Here is a 26,059-nt window from a genome sequence, read left to right as displayed (position 1 = left end):
CGGCCGCGGGACTACCCTGCACAGGTCCGCACCGTCGCTGCCGACGGTGCGGGCCCGCTGTCCAGCCGAGGAGGGCCGTGCCGAAGATCTCCGCCTCCACCGTGGCCGACCACCGGGCGGCACAGCGGCGCGCGCTGCTGGACGCGGCCCGCGCCCTGCTGGCGGAGAACCCCACCCAGCGCCCCGGGCTGGGCCAGGTCGCGGCGGCCACCGGGCTGTCCCGCTCCAGCGTCTACCACTACTTCGCCTCCAGCGAGGACCTGCTCTACGCGGTGGTGGAGGACCTGTGCCCGCCGTGGCTGGAGCGCGTCAGCGCCGCGGTCGCCGGGGTGGACACCGTGCCGGGCGTGGTGGCCGCCTACGTCGACGCCAACCTGGAGCTGGTGGCCGAGGGTGAGCACGCCATCCTCAGCGCGCTGGCCCGGCTGAGCCCGCAGACCTTCCAGGACGAGCGGCTGACCAGCATGCACGAGGGCCTGGTGCAGCCGTTGGTGCAGGCGCTGCGCAAGCACGGGGCACCGGAGCCCGAGCGGACCGCCCAGCTCGTCAACGCCGTGGTGTACAAGGCAACTGAGATGATCGAGTCCGGCAGCGCACTGGCCAGCGTGCAGCTGGCGCTGCAGGCCGTGCTGGTGCAACCGACCCGCTGAGCAGCGGTTTCGGCCAGCAGCGGCCCCTCCACCGGGCACCGCGGGCGCCAGTCTTGTGCAAGTATCGAGACGTAGGCAGATCACGATCGCCAGGCGTATCGGAGGAGCCGTGCCCGAGCTGTTCATCGGGGGCCAGTGGGTCAGTGCCCGCGACGGGGGTCGCCGAGAGATCCGGTGCCCAGCCGACGGCCAGGTGGTCGTGGAGGTGGACGAGGCCGGCCCGGCCGACACCGAGGCCGCCATCCTCGCCGCCCGGGAAGCCTTCGACCACGGTCCCTGGCCCACCATGCCCGCCGGCAAGCGCGGTGACGTGCTGCTGCGCACCTCGCAGCTGCTGCAGCGCGACCGCGACGAGTACGCCCGGGCGGAGTCGCTGGACACCGGCAAGCGCTTCGTGGAGTCGCAGTACGACATGGACGACATCGCGGCCTGCTTCCGCTACTTCGGCGCCCTGGCCGACGTGGACGCCGGGCGGGTGGTGGACACCGGCACCCCGGGCGCGCTCAGCCGGGTGGTGCGCGAGCCGGTGGGGGTGTGCGGGCTGATCACGCCGTGGAACTACCCGCTGCTGCAGACCTCCTGGAAGGTGGCCCCGGCGCTGGCCGCGGGCAACACGTTCGTGCTCAAGCCCAGCGAGCTGACCCCCTCCACCGCCATCCTGCTGATGCGCACCCTCACCGAGGCCGGCGTGCCCGGCGGGGTGGCCAACCTGGTGCTCGGCGCCGGCGCCCAGGCTGGGGCGCCGCTGTCGGAGCACCCCGAGGTGGACATGGTCTCCTTCACCGGCGGCCTGGCCACCGGCCGGGTGATCATGGCGGCCGCTGCGGGCACGGTGAAGAACATCGCGCTGGAGCTGGGCGGGAAGAACCCGCTGATCGTGTTCGCCGACTCCGACTTCGAGCTGACCGTGGACCACGTGCTGATGGCGGTGTTCCTGCACTCCGGCCAGGTCTGCTCGGCCGGGTCCCGGCTGATCATCGAGGAGTCCGCGCACGACGCCGTGGTGGACGAGGTGGTGCGCCGCGCCCAGCGGATCCGCATGGGCGGGCCGTTCGACGCCGACGCCGACACCGGGCCGCTGATCTCCGAGACCCACCTGGCCAAGGTGCAGGCCTACGTCGACGCGGGCGTGGCCGAGGGCGCGGTGCTGCGCTGCGGCGGGGCCCGCCACACCGAGGGCGACCTCGCCAACGGCTGGTTCTTCCCGCCCACGGTGCTGGACGGCTGCCGCAGCGGGATGCGGGTGGTCAGCGAGGAGAGCTTCGGCCCGGTGCTCACCGTGGAGACCTTCCCCGACGGAGACGAGGACGCGGCGGTGGCCATCGCCAACGACACTCGCTACGGCCTGGCCGGCGGGGTGTTCACCCCGGACGCCGGGCGTGGGCAGCGGGTGGCCAACCGGCTGCGCCACGGCACGGTCTGGATCAACGACTTCCACCCGTACCTGCCGCAGGCGGAGTGGGGCGGCTACGGCGAGTCCGGGGTCGGCCGCGAGCTGGGGCCCACCGGGCTGGGCGAGTACCAGGAGCTCAAGCACGTCTGGCAGAACATCAGCCCCGCGCCAGCGGGGTGGTTTCCGCACCGTCCTGAGTAGCGGCCCGCGCGCGGGCCGAGGACCGACACGAGGGGACACAAGTTGGTGAGCACTGACCCGAGCCGGGGGGCCGGAGGCAGTCGTCGCGCTGTGCCGGGCGGCGGTGACCGAGAAGGGGTCGGCGACTTCGGCTACACACAGTCCCTGACCAGGACGCTGGGCAACTTCCACACCTTCGCCGCGGGAATCAGCTACATCTCCATCCTCACCGGCACCTTCCAGCTGTTCTACTTCGGCTTCGGGGTGGGCGGGCCGGCCTACTGGTGGAGCTGGCCCATGGTCTTCGTCGGCCAGCTCATGGTGGCGCTGTCCTTCGCCGAGCTGGCCGCGCACTACCCGGTGGCCGGCTCCATCTACAACTGGACCAAACGGCTCTCCAACCGCCACGTCGCCTGGTTGTCGGGCTGGATGATGGTGGTGGCCACCATCGTCTCGATCTCCGCCACGGCCCTGGCCTACCAGCTGACGCTGCCGCAGATCTCCAGCGTGTTCCAGGTGGTGGGCGACGGCACGGGCACCAGCTTCGCCTCCAACGCCGTGCTGCTGGCAGCGGTGCTCATCACGTTCACCACGCTGGTCAACGCCTTCGGAGTGCGCCTGATGGCGCGGATCAACAGCGCCGGCGTGGCCATCGAGCTGGTGGCGGCCGCCATCCTCATCATCCTGCTGGCGGCGCACATCACCCGCGGTCCCGACGTGGTGCTGGATACGCAGGGCACCGGCGCCACCTACCCCGCCGGCTACCTGGGGGCGTTCCTGGTCGCCTCGCTCGCCTCGGCCTACGTGATGTACGGCTTCGACACCGCAGCGTCGCTGGGCGAGGAGACGGTGGACCCCCGCCGCAACGCCCCCAAGGCGATCCTGCGCGCACTCATCGCCTCGTTCATCATCGGCGGGCTGATCCTGCTGTTCGCCATGATGGCGGTGCCCGACCTCGCCGACCCGCGCCTGGGCGAGGAGGGCGGTCTGCAGTACGCCGTGCTGCAGACCCTGGGCTCCACGCTGGGCACGGCGCTGCTGTGGGCGGTGGTGGTCGCGGTGACGGTGTGCGTGCTGGCCGTGCACACCGCGGGCATCCGGATGATCTTCGCCATGGCGCGGGACAACAACCTGCCCGCCAGCTCCCAGCTGGCTCGGGTCAGCCCGCGCTTCGGCACCCCGATCCTGCCCGCGGTGGTGATCGGCGTGCTGGCCATCGGGATCCTGGTGCTCAACATCGGGCAGCCGCAGATCTTCACCCTGGTCACCAGCCTGGCCATCATCTTCATCTACTGCGCCTACCTGCTGGTCACCGTCCCGCTGCTGCTCGCCCGGCTGCGCGGGAAGTGGCCGCTGGAGGGTGCCGCCGAGTCTGGCCGCTTCGGCCTGGGCCGGTGGGGCCTGCCCGTCAACGTCGTCGCCGTGGTGTGGGGGGCGGCGATGGCCATCAACCTGGCGTGGCCGCGGCCGGAGGTCTACAACACCGAGCCGCCGTACCACTGGTACCTGCAGTGGGGCGCGGTGCTGGTGGTGGGTGGCGCGGCCGCCATCGGCTTCGCCTACTACTGGTTCGTGCAACGACACAAGACCGGCACCCTGCGCGAGCACCTGGCCCTGGTGCCCGGGGTCACCGACGTGCCCGACCCGCCCCTGCCCGGACCCGAGGGCCCGGACATGACCGAGGGGCCCTTTCCCCGGCTGCCCGACGACGGGCCGGCCGCTCGCCCACCCAAGGAGGGCCGATGACCGCTGCGCAGCAGCCGACCTACGACTACGTGGTGGTCGGCGGGGGCACCGCGGGGGCGGTGGTGGCCGCCCGGCTCTCCGAGGACCCCGCGGTCACGGTGTGCCTGCTCGAGGCCGGGCCCAGCGACGTGGACCGTCCGGAGATCTTGGAGCTGGACCGGTGGATGGGCCTGCTGGAGTCCGGCTACGACTGGGACTACCCGGTGGCCGAGCAGCCCACCGGCAACTCCTTCCTGCGCCACGCCCGCGCCAAGGTGCTGGGCGGGTGCTCCTCGCACAACTCCGCGATCGCCTTCTGGGCACCCCGGGAGGACCTGGACGAGTGGGAGTCCCTCGGCGCCACGGGCTGGGGCGCGGAGTCGACCTTCCCGCTGTTCACCCGGCTGGAGACCAACCTCGACGGCGTCGGTCCGCTGCACGGCCACGACGGACCGGTGGTGATCCGCAACGTGCCCCCGGTGCACCCGGCGGGCAAGGCGGTGCTGCAGGCCTGCGAGGAGCAGGGCATCCCGGTCACCGACTTCAACACCGGCACCACCGTGACGCACGGGGCCAACTGGTTCCAGATCAACTGCCGGCCGGACGGCATCCGCTCGTCGTCGTCGGTGTCCTACCTGCACCCGCTGCTGGGCCGCCGGCCCAACCTGGAGATCCGCACCGAGGTGCGCGCCGAGCACCTGGTGCTGGACGGCACCCGGTGCACCGGCGTGCGGGTGCGGGAGAACGACCTGCTGCACAGCACCACCGTCTCCGCCCGCCGCGAGGTGATCGTCTCCGCCGGCGCCATCGACAGCCCCAAGCTGCTCATGCTCTCCGGCATCGGCCCGGCCGAGCACCTGCAGGAGGTGGGGGTGCCCGTGCTGGTGGACTCCCCCGGCGTCGGCTCCACGCTGCAGGACCACCCGGAGGGCATCGTCGCCTGGGACGCCCTGCAGCCGGTGCCGCTGCAGTCGACGCAGTACTGGGAGATCGGCATCTTCACCTGCACCACCGAGGGACTGGACCGCCCGGACCTGATGTTCCACTTCGGGTCGGTGCCCTTCGACATGAACACCGTGCGCCGCGGCTACCCCACCACCGAGAACGGCTTCTGCCTCACCCCCAACGTCACGCGCAGCCGCAGCCTGGGCACGGTCCGGCTGGCCTCGCGGGACTACCGGGACAAGCCGGTGGTGGACCCCCGCTACTTCACCGACCCGCACGACATGCGGGTGATGACGGCCGGCATCCGGCTGGCCCGGGAGATCGCCGCGCAGCCGGCGCTGGCGGGCTGGGCGGGCACCGAGCTGGCGCCAGGACCCGACGTGGTGAGCGACGACGAGCTGGCCGACTTCATCCGGCAGACCCACAACACCGTCTACCACCCCTCGGCGACGGTGCGGATGGGCGCGGCCGAGGACCCGGCCACCCCGCTGGACGCGCGGCTGCGGGTGAAGGGCGTGCAGGGCCTGCGGGTGTGCGACGGCTCGGTGATGCCGTTCCTGGTGACGGTGAACCCGTGCATCACCACCATGATGATCGGCGAGAAGTGTGCCGACCTGGTGCGCCAGGACAACCCCTAGCCGCGCGGGCGGCCCGGGCCTACTTGCTGAGGCAGCCCGGGCCGAGCAGCGCCTTGAGGTCACCCATCAGGGCCGAGGTGGGCGTGACCCGCAGCGCGTCGTCCAGGCGCAGCACGGTGGAGCTGGAGCCGGCGACCAGGCGCAGGTGCACGTCGGAGGTGCCCGGGTGGGCGGTGAGCACCTGCTTGAGCGAGGCCACCCGGTCGGCGGTGCACAGCCGCGCGGGCAGGCTCACCTGCACCGGCTGGGCCACCCCCGCCGCCGCCAGGTCGGGCACCGCGATGTCGTTGGCGATCACCGAGACCCGGTCGTCGCGCACCGCCACCCGGCCCTTGACCAGCACCACGGCGTCCTCGACCACGTCCATGCCCAGCACCGAGTAGCTCTTGGGGAAGAACAGCACCTCGATGCCACCGGCCAGGTCCTCCAGCTGCGCCGAGGCCCAGGGCTCGCCGTTCTTGTTCACCCGGCGGGTGACGCTGGCCAGGATGCCGCCCAGGGTGATCTGGGTGCCGTCCTTGACCGCACCCTCCAGGATGGCGGGGATGTTGGTGTCGGCCTGCGCGGCCAGCAGGTGCTCCAGCCCGTTGAGCGGGTGCCCGGACACGTACAGCCCGAGCATCTCCCGCTCCAGGGCCAGCCGGTGCTTGGTGTCCCACTCCTCGTCGGGCACCTTCACGTCGAACACCGACGACACCGAGGCGTCCTCGCCCCCGAACAGGTCGAACTGGCCGATGGCCTCGGCCTTCTTGGTGCTCATCACCGCGTCGATGGCGTCGGCGTGCACCAGCAGCAGCCCCTTGCGGGGGTGGCCCAGGGAGTCGAAGCCGCCGGCCTTGATCAGCGACTCCACGGCCTTCTTGTTGCAGGCCACCGTGTCGACCTTGGAGAGGTAGTCGGAGAAGTCGGTGTAGGCCCCCTTCTCCTTGCGGGCCTTGACGATGGAGGCAACCACCCCGGTGCCGACGTTGCGCACCCCGCCGAGGCCGAAGCGGATGTCCTCCCCGACGGAGGTGAAGTTGGTGGAGGAGGAGTTGACGTCGGGCGGCAGCACGGTGATGCCCATCCGCCGGCAGTCGGCCAGGTAGATGGCGGCCTTGTCCTTGTCGTCGCCGACGCTGGTGAGCAGCCCCGCCATGTACTCGGCCGGGAAGTTGGCCTTGAGGTAGGCCGTCCAGAACGACACCAGGCCGTAGCCGGCGGCGTGGGACTTGTTGAACGCGTACCCGGCGAAGGGAAGGATGGTGTCCCACAGCGCCTTGACCGCGGCGTCGGAGAAGCCGTTCGCGCGCATGCCCGCCTGGAAGCCGGCGTACTCCTGCTCGAGAACCTCCTTCTTCTTCTTTCCCATCGCCTTGCGGAGCACGTCGGCTCGACCCATCGAGTACCCGGCGACCTTCTGCGCGATGCGCATGATCTGCTCCTGGTACACGATCAGGCCGTAGGTCTCGGAGAGGATCTCCTGGAGCGGCTCCTCCAGCTCCGGGTGGATCGGGGTGATGTCCTGGCGACCGTTCTTGCGGTCGGCGTAGTCGTTGTGGGCGTTCATGCCCATCGGGCCGGGCCGGTACAGCGCCAGCACGGCCACGATGTCCTGGAAGCCGGTGGGCTGCATCCGGCGCAGCAGGTCGCGCATGGCCCCGCCGTCGAGCTGGAACACGCCCAGCGTCTCGCCCTTGCCCAGCAGCTCGTAGGTGGCAGGGTCCTCCAGCGGCAGCGTGTCCAGGTCGATGTCGATGTCGCGGTTGGCCTTGATGTTCTCGATCGTGTCACCGATGACGGTGAGGTTGCGCAGCCCGAGGAAGTCCATCTTGAGCAGGCCGATGGCCTCGCACGACGGGTAGTCCCAGCCGGTGATGATGGCGCCGTCCTGCGCCCGCTTCCACAGCGGGATGGCCTGCATCAGCGGCTCGGAGGACATGATCACCGCGCAGGCGTGCACGCCGGCGTTGCGGACCAGACCCTCCAGGCCCAGGGCGGTCTCGTAGATCTTGCGGACGTCGGGGTCGGAGTCCAGCAGCGCGCGCACCTCGGCGGCCTCGCCGTAGCGCTCGTGCGACGGGTCGGTGATGCCGGCCACCGAGATGTCCTTGGCCATCACCGGCGGGGGCAGCGCCTTGGAGATGCGGTCGGCGATGGCGAAGCCGGGCTGGCCGAAAGTGACGCGGGCGGAGTCCTTGATGGCCGCCTTGGTCTTGATGGTGCCGAAGGTGATCACCTGGGCGACGCGGTCAGCACCCCACTTCTCGGTGGCGTAGCGCACCATGTCGCCGCGGCGACGGTCGTCGAAGTCGATGTCGATGTCGGGCGCGGAGGGGCGCTCGGGGTTGAGGAACCGCTCGAACAGCAGGCCGTGCGGCAGCGGGTCGATGTTGGTGATGCCCAGCGCGTAGGCCACCAGGGAGCCGGCGGCCGAACCACGGCCCGGGCCCACCCGGATGCCGACCTCCTTGGCGTGCTTGACCAGGTCGCCGACCACCAGGAAGTAGGCCGGGAAGCCCTTCTGCTCGATGACGTCGAGCTCGAAGTCGGCCCGCTCGCGGTAGCCGTCCGGGATGCCGTCGGGGAAGCGGTTGTCCAGCCCGCGGGCGACCTCCTTGCGCAGGAAGCTGGCCTGGGTGTCGCCCTCGGGAACCGGGAAGATGGGCATCCGGTCGTGGTGGGCCCAGACGTCGTCGTAGGGCTGCACCCGCTCGGCGATGAGCAGGGTGTTGTCGCACGCCCCGGGGACCTCGGAGTCCCACAGCTCGCGCATCTCCTCGGCCGACTTGAGGTAGTAGCCGTCACCGTCGAACTTGAACCGGGTGGGGTCGGACAGCGTCTTGCCGGTCTGGATGCACAGCAGCGCCTCGTGGTTCTTGGCGTCGCTCTTGGTGACGTAGTGGCAGTCGTTGGTGGCCAGCGGCTTGAGGTCGAGCTTGCGGCCGATGTCCAGCAGGCCCTCGCGCACCCGGGTCTCGATGGACAGCCCGTGGTCCATCAGCTCCAGGAAGAAGTTGTCCGCCCCGTAGATGTCGCGCCACTTGGCCGCGGCCTCCAGGGCCTCCCGCTCGTGGCCCAGGCGCAGCCGGGTCTGCACCTCTCCGGAGGGGCAGCCGGTGGTGGCGATGATGCCCTCGGCGTGCTGGGCGATGATCTCGGCGTCCATGCGGGGCCACTTGCCCAGCTGGCCCTCCAGCGAGGCCAGGCTGGAGAGGGTGAACAGGTTGCGCAGACCGGTGGCGTTCTCCGCCAGCATCGTCATGTGCGTGTAGGCGCCGCTGCCGGAGACGTCGTCGCTCTTCTGGCTGCGATCGCCCCACAGCACCCGCTTGGTGCTGAACCGCGACTCCGGCGCCAGGTAGGCCTCGATGCCGATGATCGGCTTGATGCCGGCCTTCTGGGCCTGGTTGTAGAACTCGCTGGCGCCGTACATGTTGCCGTGGTCGGTCATCGCGACTGCCGACATGCCCAGGCGGGCCGCCTCGTCGAACATCGGCGCCACCTTGGCCGCACCGTCGAGCATGGAGAACTCGGTGTGGTTGTGCAGGTGGACGAAGGAGTCAGCCACGGACGAGTGCACCTTTCGGCAGAGCTTCAGGATCAGCCAGAGTCTAGGCCCTCCCCCCGTCACGTCCCGGTGCCCGCCGCGCTCTGCCGGTACCGTGCGAGGTGTGACACCCCCCGACCCCACGGACCTGCGGCTGGTCTCGGCGCTGGCCGAGCTCGGTCGGACGACGGTGCTCGACCTGGCGGCCCGCGCGGGGGTGCACCCGGAGGAAGCGGCGGTGCGCCTGCTGCGCATGGGCTGGTACGGCATCCCGCTGGTCGTCGGGGTGGAGGGTGATCGCGCCGGGCTGTACGCCTGGCTGGGCGCGCAGCAGGGTGGTGTTCCCCCGCAGCCGCCGCTGCCGCAGCAGGGCGCCATGCCCCAGCCGCCGCCCATGCAGCAGCCCCCACCGATGCCCCAGCCCCCACCGATGCAGCAGCCGCCCGGGATGCCGCCGGGACCCCACGCTGCTGGACCCCAGTCGCAGCCGGGCTGGCAGGGTCCCACCCCCTGGGGGCAGCCTCCTGCCGCAGCCGGTGCCTACCGTGCACCGGAGTCACCCCCGGCCAGGCGGGAGCCGGCCGGTGCGACCACGGCCACCGTGGGCGACGAGCTCGCTGCCGTCGGACCGAGCGGGGAGTCGGTGTCGATCACGCTGGTGGAGGTGGTGGACACCGCCGACGCCCTCATCGCCGCCGCCGGCCACCACCTGACGCCGGGCAAGCGGGCCACCGTGGTGCACACCGAGGTGACCGCAGGACCGGAGGGATTCGCCGCCATCGCCGACACCGGTCTCACCGTGGTGCTGGGCGACGGCACCGAGGTGGAGAAGTCGGGCATGACGCTGAGCTCGCGGCCCCCGTTCCGGGCCGGCATCGCCGCCGGCGACACCGTGGGCGGGCACACCGTGTTCGAGCTGGACGCGCAGGCCAGCATCGTCGGGGTGCGCTGGCGCGCAGCCGAGGACCGGCCACCACTGGACTGGCGCATCCGCTAGCGAGCGCGGGTGAACGGTGCGCGCCGGTGCCTGGTGCGGGAGGTACCCGGCCCTAGACCGGGGCGCGGCCCAGCATGCCCAGCAACCGGTCGAACGCCGAGGCGTCGGCGGCCACCGGCTGCGGCGGGCCGAAGGGACGACGGTCGGCCGGGATGGCAGACAGCTGGCGCTCGGTGAACCGCAGCTCCTGCTCGGCCAGCTCCGGGGACACCTCCACCGGCTGCCCGCTGGCCTGGGCGAGGTCCCAGCCGTGCACCAGCATCTCCACCACCCGCAGGTGCACCACCACCGCGCCCCGGATGGCCCCGAAGGGCACCGACACCGTCTGGTCCATCACACCGGGCAGCCGCAGCGCGGTCACCACCTCGTTCGCGGACTCCCGGAACGCCGCGCGCAGGCGCGCCGCGTCACGCTCGTCGTCGGGGTAGCCCGGGGTGTCCGGGATGTGCCCGGGACTGCCCCGCAGCGCGGCGGTGAACACCCGATTGCCCTGCACCAGGTGGGTGACCAGGTCGCGCACGCTCCAGTCGGTGCACGGGGTGGCGTCGTCCCACTGCTCGTCGGGCAGTCCGTCCAGCAGGCTGCTGACTCGCTCCGACAGCCGCGCCAGCTCGTCGATCTTGGCGGTGCTGTCGGCGTGGTCGGTGGTGCGCTGCTGCCCCGGCGGGAACTTCTCGGTGCTGTTCTGGTTGTTGCTGGTCGTCATGGCCCCCACCTGTGGCTCGTCCCGGCACTGAGGCGACCAGCCTGGCGCACTGGCGGCGCGGCGGCCACCGGGACTGGCCCGGGCACCTGCCGGACTGGGCGTCGGGCTAGCCGCCGGCGAAGGCCCGGATGCGCTGGTCGCGGCTGCGCTCCAGGTGGCTGCGCATCTCCCGCCGTGCCGCCTCCTCGTCCCGCTCCCGCAGGGCGGTGAGGATCGCGGCGTGCTCGGCGTTGAGGGCCTCGGGCTCGCCGTGGCTGGCGGGCGGGCCGCTGTCGTAGATGTGCAGCTGGGTGGTGAGGCGCACCAGGATCGCGGTGATGGTGGCGTTGTGCGCGGCCTGCCACAGCACCTCGTGGAAGCGGAAGTGCGCGGTGCGGGCGACCGCCGGGTCGTCAGTGGTGCTGCACAGCCGGTGCACCTGCTCCAGCCGGGCCAGGTCCAGCTCGGTGCGCCGGGTGGCCGCCGACGACGCCGCCTCGGCCTCCAGCGCGATCCGCGCCGCGTAGATCTCCACCACGTCCTCCGGCGTGCCCGAGCGCACGTGGTATCCGCGGTCGGCGCGCTCCAGCAGCCCGTCGTGCACCAGCAGGTTCAGCGCCTCCCGCACCGGGGTGCGCGACACCCCGTACTGGGCGCTCAGCGAGGTCTCCAGCAGCACCGAGCCGCGGTCGAAGCGGCCGGCGAGGATGTCAGTGCGCAGCCGCAGGTACTGCCGCGACGTCTGGTCGGAGCGACCCTCCACCGACTCGGGCACCAGTGCCTCCAGGGCGGCCATCGGGTTGCCGTCTGCGTCCATGGCTCCTCACCGCTCGTGGATGGATCCCGCGTCGGGGACCGATCATTATGCAGCGCTGTCCGACTCGTCCGCGGGAGCGCACCGAAAAGGCTGCGCATCCCAGCGTATACACTCGTCGACACTGCCGCCACGGCAGGCCTGAACCCCCTCGAGGAGGACCCGCATGACTCCCCCGTCGCCACCGGCCGACCAGTCCCCGCTGGTCAGCGCCGCTGAGCTGGCCGACCAGCTCGGCCGGCCCGGGCTGGTGGTGCTGGACGTCACGGTGGAGCTGCCCGCGCCCCGCTTCGACGGCGACTACCGGGCCGTCTCCGGTGCCGCGGGCTGGGAGCGCGCCCACCTGCCCGGCTCCCGCCACGTCGACCTGCTGCACCACCTCTGCGACCCCGCGGGCCCCCGCCACCACACCCGGCCCGCCGCTGCTCAGCTGGCCGCCGACCTGGCCGAGCTGGGCATCGACGCCGACGCCACCCTGGCGCTCTACGACCGCGGCGCCACCACCTGGGCCGCCCGCGCCTGGTGGGTGCTGCGCAACGCCGGGATCAGCGCCCGCGTGCTCGACGGCGGGCTCACCGCGTGGACCGCGCAGGGGCTGCCGGTGGAGCACGGCGCTGCCACCACCACAGCCGCCCAGCCCGTCCCCGGGCACCCCGCGCAGCTGACCGATCTCGGCCTGTGGGCCGACCGCGACGACGTGCAGGCCCTGGCGCAGGGGCGGGCGCCGGGCAGCCTGGTGTGCGCGCTGTCGGCTGAGCACTTCGCGGCCACCATCCCCACTCGCTACGCCCGGCGCGGCCACATCCCCCGCAGCGTGAACCTGTCCGCCCGGACGGTGCTGGACGCCGAGGGGAGGCTGCTCGCGGCCCCACAGCTGCGCACCCTGGCCGAGACCGCGCCGGCGGCAGCCGGAGCCACCGCGCTGACCGGCGCCGAGCCGGTGGTCGTGTACTGCGGCGGCGGGGTGTCGGCCTGCCTGACCGCGCTGGCGCTCACCGTCGCCGGAATCAGCCCCGTGCGGGTCTACGACGGCTCGCTGGAGGAGTGGAGCGCCGACCCGTCCCTGCCGCTGGAGACCGACCCGCCCGTCTGACCCGCCCCACCCCGACCCGTGAGGAACTCGATGTCCGCCACCCCTGTCGCCGTCACCGCCGACGACCTGGCCGCCGCGCTGGAGAACCTGCGCGCCACCACTCCCCTGGTGCAGTCCCTGACCAACGTCGTCTCGGCCAACATCGTCACCAACGTGCTGCTGGCCGCCGGCGCGAGCAACGCCCACATCGACAACGTGCACGAGGCAGCCGGGTTCGCGCAGGTGGCCAGCGCGGTGCTGGTCAACCTGGGCACCCCGGACGACGGCACCGCCGCCGCGTTCACCCTGGCCGCCGAGGCCGCCCGTGTGGCGGGCACTCCCTGGGTCCTGGACCCGGTGGGCGTGGGCGGACTGCCGTGGCGCACCGAGCTGGCGGCCGGGCTGCTGCGCCAGGGCCCTACCGCCATCCGCGGCAACGGCTCGGAGATCACCGCCCTCGCCGGGCTGGGCAGCTCCACCCGCGGCGTGGACAGCGGCTCCGACTCCGGTTCCGCCGTGCCCGCCGCGGTGGCCCTGCTGGAGCACGCCGCGGCGGTGTCGGCCTCGGGCCCGGTGGACTACGTGGTGGGCCGCACCGCCGCCGGCGAGCTGGCCGGCGTGCGGGTGCTGGGCGGCAGCGCCCTGCTCACCAAGGTCACCGCCACCGGCTGCTCCCTCGGCGGGCTGGCCGCCGCCTACCTCGCCGCCGCGCCCACCCCGCTGGTCGGGCTGGTGACCGCGCACGCCCACGTCGCGGTGGCCGCCGAGCGGGCCGCGGCCACCGCGTCCGGGCCCGGCTCGTTCGCCGTGGCCTACCTCGACGCGCTGGACAGCGTGGGTCCGGACGACCTGCGCACCCACGCCCGCGTCGAGGCCCTCTCCCTCTGACCCTCCACCCCGGAAGACGGCACATGAGCATCAAGACCCTCTGGTACCTCACCCCCGCCGACGGCGACCTGCCGTGGAGCCCCGGCGGGCTCTACCCGGTGGAGCTGCAGCGCTACCTCACCCTGGCGCGCACCATCGACGACGGCGGCTTCCACGGCGCCCTGGTGGCCACCTGGCCCAACGACCCGTTCGTCTCCGCCAGCTTCGCCGCCGCCCACACCACCCGGATGCGCTTCCTGGTGGCGGTCTACGCCAACATGATCCCCGCGCGGCTGCTGGCCGAGAAGGCGCTGGCCTTCGACACCTTCAGCGGTGGCCGGCTGATGATCAACTCGGTGAACGGCCGGGAGAACATCCTCACCAAGTACGCGATGGACGTCGCCCACGACGACCGCTACCGCCTGGGCGAGCAGTACTGGGCCGACTTCCGCCGGTACTACGCCGAGGGGTCGCACTCCAACTTCCCCAACACCCCGCTGAGCCTGCACCCCACCCAGGCCGAGGGCATCGAGCTGTGGGGTGCCGGGGACTCCCCCGCCGGTCTGCAGAACTCCGGCCGGGTGCTGGACTCCTACCTGACGATGCTGCGGGAGACGTCGTTCATCGAGTCCAAGTTCACCGCGGCCCGCGCCGCCGCGGCCGAGGAGGGGCGGCAGTTCCGCGACTTCGGGGCCCTGTCCGGGGTGATCGTGCGGCCCAGCCGCGACGAGGCGCTGGCCCGGTTCCGCCACCTGTTCGAGAAGGCCGGCATCGACCAGGTGACCGACGTGCTGGACAAGGCGGTGCGCCGACGCACCCACGGCGCGCAGGACCTGCGCACCTTCACCGCACCGGACCCGCAGCGGCAGGGCTGGGTGGACACCATCGTGGCGGGCAAGCTGCCCGAGCCCGACGACCTGTACCTGGGCGACGGCCTGCACGCCGGCATCACCGCGTGGTCACCGCTGGACATCTTCGGCACCGGCTCCTCGGCGGTGTACTACGTGGGCACCCCGGACGAGATCACCGACTCGGTGACCACGCTGCGCCGGCGCACCGGGCTGACGTCGCTGATCCTGGCCGGCTGGCCGCTGATCGACGAGGCCCGCAACGTGGCCGAGCACCTGCTGCCGCGCTTCGCCGCCATCGACTGAGCCGGCTCTCGCCCCGGCGTTCAGGGTGCGGGGACGTCCCCGTCGTCGGGGCCCGGCTCGGCCACCTCGGTCTGCTCGGGCAGCAGCGCCCGCACCGACACGCGCTGCACGGTCACGTCGGCATCGGTCATCTCCACCGCCCGCACCGCCGGCTGCTGGGCCACTGCGCGCAGCTGGTCGGCGGTGCCGCGCAGCAGCAGCGACAGCACGCACGCGCAGCCCGAGCGCAGCCGCGCCGCGGAGAGCTGGTCCACCGCCTGCTCGCGTCCGGTCTCGTCGCGGGCCAGGGTGTCCAGCTCGCTGGCCGCCACGTTCTGCAGCGCCCGCAGCTCCTGCGCACGGTCGCGCTGGTCCACCACGCTCACGGTGACCTGCGGGGTCTGCACGCGCTCCACCGGCACCCGGAAGATGGCTTGCGCCAGCCGGGCGTCGCCGGGCAGGGCGGCGGCCTCGGCGGTGGTCAGCTCGGCCCGCAGCGACACCAGTCCCCAGCGCGCCTGGTCAGCCTCCCCGGCACCGGCCAGGGAGCTCTCCGCGCGGAGGAGGTACTCGCCGACCGGCTCCCCGCTGGCCGGGCCCAGCCCCACCCCGGAGGTGCCGGCGCGGCGGACGTCGCTGCTGGCGCCGAGCACCAGCACCACCACCAGCAGCACCACCACGGCTGCGGCCCAGCCGGCCAGGGGGCGCAGCGCGTCCCACTGCTGCCGCCGGCCCGACTGCTGCGAGGTCATGACCAACCGGCCTCAGGCGCTGGCGCGCAGCAGGTCCAGGGCGTGCTGCAGGTCGTCGGGGTACTCGCTGGTCACCTGCACCCAGTGGCCGTCCACCGGGTGGGCGAAGCCCAGCGAGTGCGCGTGCAGCCACTGCCGGGTGAGGCCCAGGCGAGCGGAGAGGGTGGGGTCAGCGCCGTAGGTGATGTCGCCGCAGCAGGGGTGGCGCAGCGAGGCGAAGTGCACCCGGATCTGGTGGGTGCGCCCGGTCTCCAGGTGCACGTCCAGCAGGCTCGCGGACGGGAACGCCTCGACGGTGTCGTAGTGGGTGACGCTCTCCTTGCCGTCGGCGATCACCGCGAAGCGCCAGTCGTGCTTGGGGTGGCGGCCGATGGGCGCGTCGATGGTGCCGCTGCTCGGGTCGGGGTGGCCCTGCACCACCGCGTGGTAGCGCTTGTCCACGGTGCGCTCCTTGAACGCCCGCTTGAGCACCGTGTAGGCGTGCTCGGAGGCGGCCACCACCATGACGCCGGAGGTGCCCACGTCCAGGCGGTGCACGATGCCCTGCCGCTCGGCCGCACCGGAGGTGGCGATGCGGTAGCCGGCGGCCACCAGCCCGCTGATCACGGTGGGGCCGGTCCAGCCGGGGCTGGGGTGCGCGGCCACGCCCACCGGCTTGTCCACCACGATGATGTCGTCGTCGGAGTGCAGCACGGTGAGCCCGTCCACCGGCTCGGCGTGCGGGATCGGCTCCCGCTCGGGCTCGGGCAGGGTCACCTCCAGCCAGGAGCCGGAGACCAGCCGGTCGGACTTGCCCGCGGGGCTGCCGTCCAAGGTCACGGCGCCGGCGGCGGTCAGGGTGGCCACGGTGGTGCGGGAGAAGCCGAGCAGCCGGGCCAGGCCGGCGTCCACACGCAACCCGTCCAGGCCGTCGGGCACAGGCATGGAGCGGGTCTCAGCCACGGGTGGAGCCATTCTCGTCGGTGTCAGGATCGATATCGGTCGTCGTGTCGCCAGAGCTGGTCTCGCTGGGCTCGGTCTCGCTGGGCTTGGTGTCACTGGCCTGGGTGTCGCCGGCCTTGGTGTCACTGGCCTGGGTGTCACTGGCCTTGCTGTCGCTGACGCGGGTCCCGTCGGGCTCGCGGCCCAGCACCGCCATCAGCACCAGCAGGGCACCACCGACGACGATGCAGGAGTCGGCCAGGTTGAACACCGGCCAGTACTCCCCTCGGTCGGAGAACACCGACACGAAGTCCACCACGTGGCCCTGCAGCACCCCCGGCGCCCGGAACAGGCGGTCGATCAGGTTGCCCAGCGCGCCGCCGAGGATCAGCCCCAGCCCCCAGGCCCAGCCTGTCGAGCGCAGCCGGCGCGCCATCCGGATGATGACCACCACCACGATCGCGGCCACGATGGTGAGCAGCCAGGTCATGCCCGTGGCCAGGGAGAACGCCGCACCGGGGTTGCGGACCAGCACCAGGTACACCGACCCGCCGAGCAGCCGCACCGGCCGGCCCGGCTCCACGTTGGCCACCACCGCGATCTTGGAGGCCAGGTCGCCGAGCACGATCAGCGCCGCCACCGTCACCAGCAGGCCGATGCGCTTGCGGCCCGCCGCCACCGGCGGCTCGGCAGACTTCTCGTCCACGGCCGGGGGACTTTCCTTCGCGCTCACAGCGCCCATCATCCCCGATGCCCGCGCACTACCCGGTCACACCCCGCCAGCGGGCCAGGCGTCCACCTGCGTCGACGGCGCGGATGCGCTGCTCGGTGGCCTCCCGCACGTCCGACGTGGCCACCACCAGCACCTGGTCACCGCGGCGCAGCCGGGTGCCCGGCTCGGGGGTGAACGCCTCCCCGTCGCGCACGATGAGGCTCACCGAGGAGCCCTTGGGCAGCCGCAGCTCGCCCAGGTACACCCCGTGCAGCTTGGACCCGGGCGGGATCTGCACCTGCATCAGGTCCGCACCCATGGCCTCCAGGGGCGCGGCGTCGATGGAGATCTCCTGCAGCTCGCCGGTGACGGTCACCTTGAGCCACTTGGCCACCCAGGGCAGCGACCAACCCTGCACCAGGGTGAACACCACCACCAGCACGAACACCACGTCCACCAGCCGCTCGGCCCCGGGCACCCCGTTGACCAGCGGGATGGTGGCCAGCACGATCGGCACCGCCCCGCGCAGCCCGGCGAAGGCCAGGAAGCCCTGTTCTCGCCACGGCACCCGCAGCGGCCAGGCCGCGGCCAGCACCGACAGCGGCCGGGCCAGCACCAGCAGCACCAGGCCGATGAGCAGCGCGTCGCCGACGGCGCTGGGCAGCCGGCTGGGGTCGACGTAGAGGCCGAGCAGCACGAACACGCCGATCTGGGCCAGCCAGCCGGTGCCCTCGGCGAAGGAGCGGGTGGCACCACGGTGGGGCAGGTTGGTGTTGCCCAGCACCAGCGCGCAGACGTAGGCAGCCAGCAGCCCCGACGTGTGGGCGGTCTGCCCGGCCGCGAAGCTGAGCACGCAGAAGGCGATGGCGGCGAGCGGGTAGAGGCCGGTGGAGGGCAGCGCGATGCGGCGCAGCACCCAGGCAGCGGCGAAGCCCAGCGCGGCCCCCACCGCCGCACCGCCCGCCAGCTCGAAGACCACCGTCAGCGGGAAGTACCAGGGAATGGTCTGGGTGCTGGCCAGCAGCGACACCGCGATGACCACGGGCGCGTCGTTGAGCCCGGACTCCAGCTCCAGGGCACCCACCAGCCGTCGGCGCACGGCCAGGTTGCGCAGCACGCTGAACACTGCGGCCGCGTCGGTGGAGGACAGCACCGCACCCCACAGCAGGGCGATCCGCCAGTCCAGGCCCAGCAGGTAGTGCACTGCCACACCCACCACGCCGATGCTCACCGCCACGGCCACGGTGGACAGCGACACCCCGAGGCCGAGGTTGGGGCGCACCGACTTCCACCGCGTGCTCAGCCCGCCCTCGGTGAGGATCAGCACCAGGGCCGCGATGCCGAGCTCCTCGGTGAGCACCGCGTTGGAGAACTCCACGCCGAGCCCGTCGGTGCCGATCAACAGACCGATGCCCAGGAACAGCAGCAGCGCGGGCATGCCCACCCGGGAGGACGCCTGCACCCCGAGGATTCCCACCAGCAGCACCAGTGCACCTGCGCCGAGGAGGTACTCCAGGTGCACGCGGATACCGCCCTCCGGTTCGGGGATCACACAATTTGTCGTTATTATCCCTGCCGCAGCGGTCATTCGTCCAAATTGAGGTGCCGACACGGCGTACCGCGGTGCACTGCCCGACCCGGCAGCGACGGTCACTACCGTGGGTCGGGTGAGCACTCCCCGCACGGCCCTCGTCGCCGTCCTCGCCTGCCTGAGCCTGCTGACGGCCTGCTCCTCCTCGTCCAGCCCGCCCGCGCCCAGCAGCAGCGCGGCGCCGGCCACCAGCGAGGTAGCCGTCCCGGTGCCCGGGGTGTCGGTGACGGTGCGCAACCCGGGCGCCGAGCCGCGCACCACCCTCACCACCCGCACCACCGACCAGACCCGCCAGCAGGTGTCCATGACCGCCACCTCGTCGGTGGTGCAGACCGTGGGTGACAGCGAGCCGCTGGACCAGACCGTCCCCGACGTCACCCTCCCCCTGGAGGTCAGCCAGCAGGGCCCGGCCGACGCCACCCACACGCTGCTGCTGCGCAACGGCACCCCCACCTCCCCCGACGCCACCCTGGCCAGCACGCTGGCCAAGGCCGCGGGCAGCACCTCCAAGCTGGAGGTGGGCACCGACAACGCGCCGAAGCAGCTGGTGCTCGACCCACCGGCGGAGCTGGACGACGCGGGGCGCTCGGCCCTGGAGCAGGCCCTGCGCCAGCTCACCCAGTTCATGCCGGTGCTGCCCACCACGCCGGTGGGGCCGGGCGCGGTGTGGACGGTGAGCCTGCAGGTCAACAGCCTGGGTCTGCTGCTGCGCCAGGACACCACGTTCGCCCTGCAGCAGGTGAACGGCTCGGTGCTCACCCTCGGGGTGGAGCTCGCCCAGGTGCCGACGTCACCGGCGTGGCAGCTGCCCGACGGGCAGGGCACCCTGGACATCACCTCCTACCAGGTGGGCGGCACCGGCTCGCTGACGATGGACCTGGCCAAGCCGCTGCCCACGGCCGGCACGATGCGGCTCGCCGGTGACCAGGTGTTCACCCGGGCCACCGACAACCTCAAGCTCGGCCAGCGGGTGGACAGCAGCGTGAGCTGGCAGAGCTGACCTGCAGCTCGGCGACGACCGCCGCCGCAGGCGAGGTGATCTGGGGCACGACCGCGCCGGGGGGTGGCCTGGTCGGCGCAGCTGGCGCCGCACCGACCAGGCCCGCCCGCTACCGGGCCGCCAGCTCCAGCCGGGCCCGCACCCCGTCACCGAGGTCCACGCCCTCGGCCAGCTCGTCCACCAGCTCCAGCTCCACGGCCAGCACCTCGGCCGTGATCAGGTCGCGGTGGCGCTGCGCCCACTCGCGCCGGCCGGCCGGCACCGCCAGCTGCAGCCGAATGCGGTCGGAGACGGCGAAGTCGGCGGACCGGCGGGCCTCCTGCAGCTCGCGCACCCGGTCCTTGGCCCAGCCCTCGGCCTCCAGCTCCTCGGTGACGTTGGTGTCCAGCACCACCAGCCCCTCCCCGCCGGGCAGCGCCGCGGTCGAGCTGGGCTCCACGGCCACCAGCCGGTCGGTGTACTCCCCCGGCAGCAGCTCCACGCCACCGGCAAGCACGGTCCCGTCGGCGCGCTGGGTCCAGTCACCGGCCTTCACCGCCTTGATGACCTGCTGCACCTGCTTGCCGATGCGCGGGCCGGCCGCGCGGGCGTTGACCACCAGCTCGAAGCGGCCGTGCTGCTCCACGTCGCTGCTCAGCTGCACGTCCTTGACGTTGACCTCCTCGGCCACCAGGTCGGTGTACGGCGCCAGCCGGGCCGAGTCCTTGGCCGCCACGGTCACCGAGGGCAGCGGCAGGCGCACCCGCAGCTTGTTGGCCTTGCGCAGGCTGAGCACCGTGGAGCACACCGCGCGGACCTCGTCCATGGCCGCCACCAGGTCGGGGTCGGCGGGCAGCTCGGTCTCGGTGGGCCAGTCGGTGAGGTGCACCGAGCGCTCGCCGGTGAGGCCGCGCCAGATCACCTCGGTCATCAGCGGCAGCAGCGGCGCCGCGAGGCGGCAGACCACCTCCAGCACCGTGTGCAGGGTGTCCACCGCGTCGGTGTCACCGGCCCAGAACCGCGGTCGGGAGCGGCGCACGTACCAGTTGGTGAGCGCGTCGCAGAAGCCGCGCAGCTCCTCGCAGGCACCGGCGATGTCGTTGGCGTCCAGCGCCGCGGTCATCTCGGTGCGGCAGGCCGCCAGCTTGGCCAGCACGTAGCGGTCCAGCACGTGCGGGGAGGTGGTCCGCCAGGTGCCCGGCTTCTCCGCGTACAGCTGCAGGAAGCTCCAGGCGTTCCACAGCGGCAGCAGCGCCTGGCGCACCCCCTCGCGGATGCCCTGCTCGGTGACCACCAGGTTGCCGCCGCGCAGCACCGGGGAGGCCATCAGGAACCACCGCATGGCGTCGGAGCCGTCCCGGTCGAACACCTCCCGGACGTCGGGGTAGTTGCTCTTGGACTTGCTCATCTTGGCGCCGTCGTCGCCCAGCACGATGCCGTGGGCGAGCACGGCGCGGAAGGCCGGCCGGTCGAAGAGCGCGGTGGCCAGCACGTGCAGCGTGTAGAACCAGCCGCGGGTCTGGCCGCTGTACTCCACGATGAAGTCGCCCGGGTAGTGGCTCTCGAACCACTCGCGGTTGTCGAACGGGTAGTGCACCTGGGCGAAGGGCATGGAGCCGGACTCGAACCAGCAGTCCAGCACCTCCGGCACCCGGCGCATCGTCGAGCGGCCCGTGGGGTCGTCGGGGTTGGGCCGGGTGAGCTGGTCGATGTGCGGGCGGTGCAGGTCGGCCGGGCGCACGCCGAAGTCGCGCTCCAGCTCGTCCAGGGAGCCGTAGACGTCGGTGCGCGGGTAGGTGGGATCGTCGGAGACCCACACCGGGATGGGGCTGCCCCAGTAGCGGTTGCGGCTGATGGCCCAGTCGCGGGCGCCCTCCAGCCACTTGCCGAACTGGCCGTCGCGGATGTGCTCGGGCGTCCAGCTGATCTGCTGGTTGAGCTCCACCATGCGGTCGCGGATCTCGGTGACGGCCACGAACCAGGACGACACCGCCTTGTAGATCAGCGGGCTGTCGCAGCGCCAGCAGTGCGGGTACGGGTGGTCGTAGGTCTCCTGGCGCAGCAGCCGGCCAGCCGCCTTGAGGTCGCGGATGATCGGGGTGTTGGCCTCGAACACCTGCAGGCCCTCGTACGGGGGCACCTCGGCGGTGAAGCGGCCGCGGGAGTCCACCGGGACCACGGGCGTGATACCGGCGGCGTCGGTGACCACCTTGTCCTCCTCGCCGAAGGCCGGGGCGATGTGCACGATGCCGGTGCCGTCGGTGGTGGTGACGTAGCCCGCGGACAGGATGCGGTGGGCGTTGTCCTGGCCGGCGAAGAAGCCGAACGGCGGCTCGTAGGCCAGGCCGAGCAGCTCGGTGCCGGGGTGCTCGGAGAGCACCTCGGGGTCCTCGCCCAGCTCGCGGGCGTAGGCGCCCAGGCGCTCCTTGGCCAGCACGTAGCGCTGCCCGTCCACGGCTACCTGCACGTAGGTGATCTCCGGGTTGACCGCCATCGCCAGGTTGGACGGCAGCGTCCACGGCGTGGTGGTCCACACCAGGGCGCTGGCCCCCTCGAGCGGCGAGCCCGGGGCGTGCAGCGGCATGGCCACGGTGACGGCGGGGTCCTGGCGCTGCCGGTAGACGTCGTCCATCTTGGTCTCGGTGGCGCTGAGCGGGGTCTCGCAGCGCCAGCAGTAGGCCAGCACCCGGAAGCCCTCATAGACCAGGCCCTTGTCCCACAGCGACTTGAACGCCCACATCACCGACTCCATGTAGTCGGTGTCGAGGGTCTTGTAGTCGTTGTCGAAGTCCACCCAGCGGGCCTGCCGGGTGACGTAGGCCCGCCAGTCCTCGGTGTACTGCAGGACGGAGGTGCGGCAGGCATCGTTGAAGACGTCGATGCCCAGCTTCTCGATCTCGGACTTGTGGGTGATGCCGAGCTGCTTCTCCACGTGGATCTCGGCGGGCATGCCGTGGCAGTCCCAGCCGAAGCGGCGGTCCACTCGCCGGCCCCGCATGGTCTGGTAGCGCGGGACCACGTCCTTGACGTAGCCGGTGAGCAGGTGGCCGTAGTGCGGCAGGCCGTTGGCGAAGGGCGGGCCGTCGTAGAAGACGTAGTCCTCGGCACCGTCGCGCTGGGCGATGGAGGCGCGGAAGGTGTCGTCGACGTCCCACTCTGCCAGCACCCGCTGCTCGAGCTGCGGAAAGCTGGGGCCCGTGCCGGGCTCGCGGTCGCCTGCGGCCAGGTCCACCTTGGGGTAGGTCACCGGTGTGTGCTCCTCGTGCCGTCGCGGCACGGGGACGACACCAGCGCACTGTGCGCTCCTGCCGCGGTACCACCCCGCTTGTGCCCCGGAAAAGCCCGGTGACACCACTCGTTGCAGGCTGTGACGGGCCTACCCGTCCGGTTCTACTGGGCCCACGCTGCGGGCTGTTCTTCCGGAGGCTCCCCGGTGATGGCCGGATCAACGCCTGACGTGCGTGCGGCCCTGGTGAGGGCCAGGTTGATTCTAGCGCTCGCGGGCCTGGGCGGCGAGCACCCGGGAGGGAGCGCAGCGGGCGCAGCCGGTGAAGCCCAGCTCCATCGCCTCGGCGACCGGCAGGCCCAGCGTGGGCTGGTCCCGCAGCCACGAGCAGGACCCCAGGTGGAAGCGCGGGTGCTCGTCGATCACCAGCACCTCCTCGCGCAGGCTGCCGACCACCAGGATGTCCGCGGCGTCCACGTCCTCCTCGTCGGGCTCGCGGTCGGTGCGCAGGTCGTCGTGGGCCTGCAGGTCGGCGGCGGTCACGGCCGGCTGCACTGCGGTCGCGCCCAGCAGGGCCTCTGCGGCGGCGTCCTTCTCCCGCTGCTCAGCCTCCACGGCGGCGCGGTCCCGGGCCTGCTTGGCCCGGGCGGCCGCCGCCACGCGGGCCTCCTCGTCGCGTGCCGCCCGCTCTTGCTTGGCCGCGGTGCGCCGGGCACGCCAGCCGGCCTTGGTCTCCGCCGGCTCCTCGCTCGCGTGCTCCGCAGGCACCGCCGCCACCGCGGTGGTGGGAGCGTCGTCGGCGGACGGCTCGGCCACCGGGGCGGTCGCCGTGCTGGCCTGGGCGGGCGTGCTGGTCTGGGCAGTGCTGGTGCGGGTGACGGTCGGCTGTTCAGCCGCCACTGCGGTCGCCGCGGTCTCGACGCTCGCCCGGTTGCGCCGGACGGTGTCCACCAGCAGCACGATGGCGGCCACGCCGCAGGCGACGATGCAGCCCCAGGCCCACCCGGTGTTCTCCGTCAGGAAGGAGATCACCAGGAAGATGCAACCGACGAGGACGCTCCCCAGCGCCAGGATCAGCACGTCAGCTCAGAGCTCAGCTGTCCTGGACGGCACGCGCGCTGTTCGCGCCGGCCTGCACGGTCGAGGACTCCCATCCACGACGACGACCACCGGACTCGGTGTTCTCGCCCTGCGTGAGCTCGGACAGCTGGCCCTCGATGTAGGCGCGCAGCCGGGTGCGGTACTCGCGCTCGAACGTGGTGAGCTCCTCGATGCTGCTCTCCAGGCTGGCGCGCTTGGCCGTGATCGACCCGAGCATCTCGTCGTGCTTGCGCTCGGCGTCGGTGCGCAGCGCGTCGGCCTTCTCCTTGGCCTGGCGCTGCATCGTCTCGGAGCGGGTGCGGGCGTCGGTGAGCATGGACTCCGACTTGGTGCGCGCCTCGGTCACCATCTGCTCGGACTTGCTCTTGGCGTCGGCCAGCAGCTGCGCGGAGCGGGTCTTGGCCTCGGTGAGCATCTGCTCGGACTTGCCGCGGGCACCGGTGAGCAGCTCGTCGGACTCCGCCTTGGCCTCGGCGGTGAGCCGGTCGGCCATCTCCTGGGCCAGGCCGAGGATCTTCGCTGCCCGCAGGTGGTGGTCGGACGGGTCGTTGCCGGCGGGCGCAGCGGACGTGGCCACGGCATTCGTGGGTGCGTCGCTCTTGGGGGCGTCGTTCTTGGGGGCGTCGCTCTTGGGCGCCTCGCTCTGGGGGGCCTGCGCCTTGACGGTGTCCACCTTGGCCGGCGCCTGGGCCGGGGTGACCGTCGCGGGCACCACGGGAGCGGTGGCGGTGGCGGCCTGGGTCACTCCGTTGCCTGCGCCGGCACCGTTGGGCACACCAGCCGCGCCGGAGCTGTTGCCGGCCTGGGCACCGTCGCTCTTCGCTGAGCCGCCGAGGCTGCGAACCTGCTCGGCGTCCTGCAGCCGCTGCTTGAGGTCGTTGTTCTCCTCCAGCAGCCGGGCGAGCTCCTGCTCGACCATGTCGAGGAAGGCGTCGACCTCGTCCTCGTTGTAGCCACGCTTGCCAATCGGCGGCTTGCTGAACGCGACATTGTGTACGTCAGCGGGAGTCAGCGGCATCGAACGATCACCTCAGGCATTCCTCAGCGGTCCATCACGGGTGGAGCAAGGTCCAGAACTGTGCCGCGCGTGGGCTCACGGGCCAACCTGCGCGCCCACTACCTGCATCAGTATGCCCACGCCGAACAGCAGAACCATAATCGATATGTCCAGCCGCACGGCACCCAGCGGAATCGTCGGGATGACCTTGCGCAGCAAGCGCACTGGCGGATCGGTGACGGTGAAGACCGCCTCTAGCACGACGGCGACCACCCCGCGCGGGTGCCAGTCCCGCGCGAGCGAGCGAATCACCTCCACCACGATCCTGGCGATGAGCAGCAGCCAGAACGTGAAGAGGAGGTAGTAGAGGACGGTCAGCACAGCCACGTCCCCACTGTGCCTGATGTCGGGGTCACCGAGCCACCCGCACGAGCGGGGCCGGTGACGTCAGCAGCGTTGGTCGTCATCAGGAGTGGTTGTAGAAGCCGTTCTCCACGATGTGACGCTTCACCTCGGCGGAGACGTCGACGTTGGAGGGCGACAGCAGGAACACCTTGTTGGTGACCTTGTCGATGGAGCCGCGCATGGCGAAGGCCAGCCCGGCCGCGAAGTCCACCAGGCGCTTGGCGTCGGAGTCGCTCATCTCGGTGAGGTTCATGATCACCGGGATGCCCTCGCGGTAGCGCTCACCGATGGTGCGCGCCTCGTTGTAGCTGCTGGGGTTGAGCGTGGTGATCTTGGCCAGCGGGTTGCCCCCCTCGGCCAGGGACTCGCTGCGCTGCGCGCTCGCGGCACGGTCGTCCATGGCCAGTGCACCGCGGGTGGCCCCGGTGGCCGCGGCGCTGGGGCGGCGCGCGCTCAGCGGCTCCAGGCGCGGGCGGGAGCGGGGTGCCTCCACCGCGGGCTCGTAGGCGGCCGAGTCGTAGCCGGCCGGCTCCTCGGCGCCCCGGCGCGAGCTGCCGGAGAACGCGGGGTCGTGCTCGGCGTAGCCGTCGGGGTAACCCTCCTCGTCGTAGTCCTCGCTTGGCACCATGCCGAAGTAAGCCTTGAACTTGTGCAGGGAGCTCATGAGAGGGACCTTCCGTGAGGGTGGATCGTGTGCCCGGGGTAGTGGGCGGGCACGAGAATCAGGTGCGTCGTGTGCAGGTGCAT

The 26,059-nt window shown here is 72.1% G+C and carries 21 protein-coding genes; 9 read left to right on the top strand and 12 right to left on the bottom strand.

Translation table 11 applies throughout. From position 1 onward, the window contains the following. Positions 1–77: 77 nt before the first annotated feature. From AC3YNX_RS10480 to AC3YNX_RS10465, 4 genes are all read left to right on the top strand, one after another. A complete protein-coding gene (locus AC3YNX_RS10480; protein WP_127782523.1) occupies positions 78–650 on the top strand; it encodes a TetR/AcrR family transcriptional regulator in 573 nt (190 codons plus the stop codon). 109 nt (positions 651–759) lie between these two features. Beyond that, positions 760–2,244, top strand: a complete 1,485-nt coding sequence (locus AC3YNX_RS10475; protein WP_489995419.1) for an aldehyde dehydrogenase family protein — start codon at positions 760–762, stop codon at positions 2,242–2,244. A gap of 42 nt (positions 2,245–2,286) precedes the next feature. Further along, positions 2,287–3,969 carry an APC family permease gene (locus AC3YNX_RS10470; protein ID WP_489995418.1) on the top strand — a complete coding sequence of 561 codons (1,683 nt, stop codon included), beginning with the start codon at positions 2,287–2,289 and terminating at the stop codon, positions 3,967–3,969. Beyond that, positions 3,966–5,531, top strand: a complete 1,566-nt coding sequence (locus AC3YNX_RS10465; RefSeq protein WP_489983985.1) for a GMC family oxidoreductase — start codon at positions 3,966–3,968, stop codon at positions 5,529–5,531. The genes AC3YNX_RS10470 and AC3YNX_RS10465 overlap by 4 nt, the downstream gene beginning before the upstream one ends. Positions 5,532–5,550: 19 nt before the next feature. Here AC3YNX_RS10465 and dnaE read toward each other — a convergent pair whose 3' ends face one another. Next, on the bottom strand, positions 5,551–9,081 hold the full coding sequence (gene dnaE, locus AC3YNX_RS10460) for a DNA polymerase III subunit alpha (RefSeq protein WP_489995417.1): 3,531 nt from the start codon (positions 9,079–9,081) through the stop codon (positions 5,551–5,553). Positions 9,082–9,184: 103 nt separating this feature from the next. On the opposite strand from dnaE, the gene AC3YNX_RS10455 reads away from it, so the two are divergent. After that, entirely contained in the window at positions 9,185–10,057 is an 873-nt protein-coding gene (locus tag AC3YNX_RS10455) for an Lrp/AsnC family transcriptional regulator (RefSeq protein ID WP_489995416.1), read from the top strand. A 52-nt stretch (positions 10,058–10,109) separates the two neighbouring features. Here AC3YNX_RS10455 and AC3YNX_RS10450 read toward each other — a convergent pair whose 3' ends face one another. Further along, positions 10,110–10,763: a TIGR03086 family metal-binding protein gene (locus AC3YNX_RS10450; RefSeq protein ID WP_489995415.1), complete on the bottom strand. Its 654-nt coding sequence runs from the start codon at positions 10,761–10,763 to the stop codon at positions 10,110–10,112. 106 nt (positions 10,764–10,869) lie between these two features. Further along, a complete protein-coding gene (locus AC3YNX_RS10445; protein ID WP_489995414.1) occupies positions 10,870–11,559 on the bottom strand; it encodes a GntR family transcriptional regulator in 690 nt (229 codons plus the stop codon). Between the two features lie 163 nt (positions 11,560–11,722). Between AC3YNX_RS10445 and AC3YNX_RS10440 the strand changes: the two genes are divergently transcribed. Genes AC3YNX_RS10440 through AC3YNX_RS10430 form a run of 3 tightly spaced genes read left to right on the top strand, consistent with a single transcriptional unit; the run spans position 11,723 to position 14,649 of the window. Then, positions 11,723–12,649 carry a sulfurtransferase gene (locus tag AC3YNX_RS10440; RefSeq protein ID WP_489995413.1) on the top strand — a complete coding sequence of 309 codons (927 nt, stop codon included), beginning with the start codon at positions 11,723–11,725 and terminating at the stop codon, positions 12,647–12,649. Positions 12,650–12,679: 30 nt separating this feature from the next. Next, positions 12,680–13,516, top strand: coding sequence for a hydroxyethylthiazole kinase (gene thiM, locus AC3YNX_RS10435; RefSeq protein WP_127782514.1), 837 nt, complete (start codon positions 12,680–12,682; stop codon positions 13,514–13,516). A 23-nt stretch (positions 13,517–13,539) separates the two neighbouring features. Then, complete coding sequence (locus AC3YNX_RS10430) at positions 13,540–14,649, top strand: LLM class flavin-dependent oxidoreductase (protein ID WP_489995412.1); 1,110 nt, start codon at positions 13,540–13,542, stop codon at positions 14,647–14,649. Positions 14,650–14,669: 20 nt separating this feature from the next. Here AC3YNX_RS10430 and AC3YNX_RS10425 read toward each other — a convergent pair whose 3' ends face one another. Genes AC3YNX_RS10425 through AC3YNX_RS10410 form a run of 4 tightly spaced genes read right to left on the bottom strand, consistent with a single transcriptional unit; the run spans position 14,670 to position 18,601 of the window. Further along, positions 14,670–15,380, bottom strand: coding sequence for a hypothetical protein (locus tag AC3YNX_RS10425; protein WP_489995411.1), 711 nt, complete (start codon positions 15,378–15,380; stop codon positions 14,670–14,672). A 12-nt stretch (positions 15,381–15,392) separates the two neighbouring features. Next, the gene (locus AC3YNX_RS10420) at positions 15,393–16,322 is read right to left on the bottom strand and encodes an RluA family pseudouridine synthase (protein ID WP_489983975.1); all 930 of its coding nucleotides are present in this window, start codon (positions 16,320–16,322) and stop codon (positions 15,393–15,395) included. Then, positions 16,315–17,046 (bottom strand): signal peptidase II, encoded by a 732-nt coding sequence (gene lspA / locus AC3YNX_RS10415; RefSeq protein ID WP_489995410.1) that lies wholly within the window; start codon positions 17,044–17,046, stop codon positions 16,315–16,317. Before lspA ends, AC3YNX_RS10420 begins: the two co-directional genes overlap by 8 nt. A gap of 16 nt (positions 17,047–17,062) precedes the next feature. Further along, on the bottom strand, positions 17,063–18,601 hold the full coding sequence (locus tag AC3YNX_RS10410) for a potassium/proton antiporter (RefSeq protein ID WP_127782509.1): 1,539 nt from the start codon (positions 18,599–18,601) through the stop codon (positions 17,063–17,065). Positions 18,602–18,680: 79 nt separating this feature from the next. Between AC3YNX_RS10410 and AC3YNX_RS10405 the strand changes: the two genes are divergently transcribed. Beyond that, the gene (locus tag AC3YNX_RS10405; protein WP_489995409.1) at positions 18,681–19,604 is read left to right on the top strand and encodes a hypothetical protein; all 924 of its coding nucleotides are present in this window, start codon (positions 18,681–18,683) and stop codon (positions 19,602–19,604) included. Positions 19,605–19,713: 109 nt separating this feature from the next. Here the strand turns inward: AC3YNX_RS10405 and ileS are convergent, their stop codons facing one another. From ileS to AC3YNX_RS10380, 5 genes are all read right to left on the bottom strand, one after another. Next, positions 19,714–22,830 (bottom strand): isoleucine--tRNA ligase, encoded by a 3,117-nt coding sequence (ileS, locus tag AC3YNX_RS10400; protein ID WP_489995408.1) that lies wholly within the window; start codon positions 22,828–22,830, stop codon positions 19,714–19,716. Positions 22,831–23,073: 243 nt separating this feature from the next. Next, positions 23,074–23,889 (bottom strand): hypothetical protein, encoded by an 816-nt coding sequence (locus AC3YNX_RS10395; RefSeq protein WP_489995407.1) that lies wholly within the window; start codon positions 23,887–23,889, stop codon positions 23,074–23,076. 13 nt (positions 23,890–23,902) lie between these two features. Beyond that, positions 23,903–24,928, bottom strand: a complete 1,026-nt coding sequence (gene wag31, locus AC3YNX_RS10390; RefSeq protein WP_489995406.1) for a DivIVA-like cell division protein Wag31 — start codon at positions 24,926–24,928, stop codon at positions 23,903–23,905. A gap of 75 nt (positions 24,929–25,003) precedes the next feature. Continuing rightward, positions 25,004–25,294: a YggT family protein gene (locus AC3YNX_RS10385; protein WP_127782504.1), complete on the bottom strand. Its 291-nt coding sequence runs from the start codon at positions 25,292–25,294 to the stop codon at positions 25,004–25,006. A 79-nt stretch (positions 25,295–25,373) separates the two neighbouring features. Next, positions 25,374–25,976, bottom strand: a complete 603-nt coding sequence (locus AC3YNX_RS10380; protein WP_489995405.1) for a cell division protein SepF — start codon at positions 25,974–25,976, stop codon at positions 25,374–25,376. Between the last annotated feature and the right edge of the window lie 83 nt (positions 25,977–26,059).

Source organism: Rhodococcus sp. Z13_19A, assembly GCF_058133575.1.
Note: the sequence above shows the minus strand (reverse complement) of the source record. Positions and strands in the feature narration are given on the sequence as shown.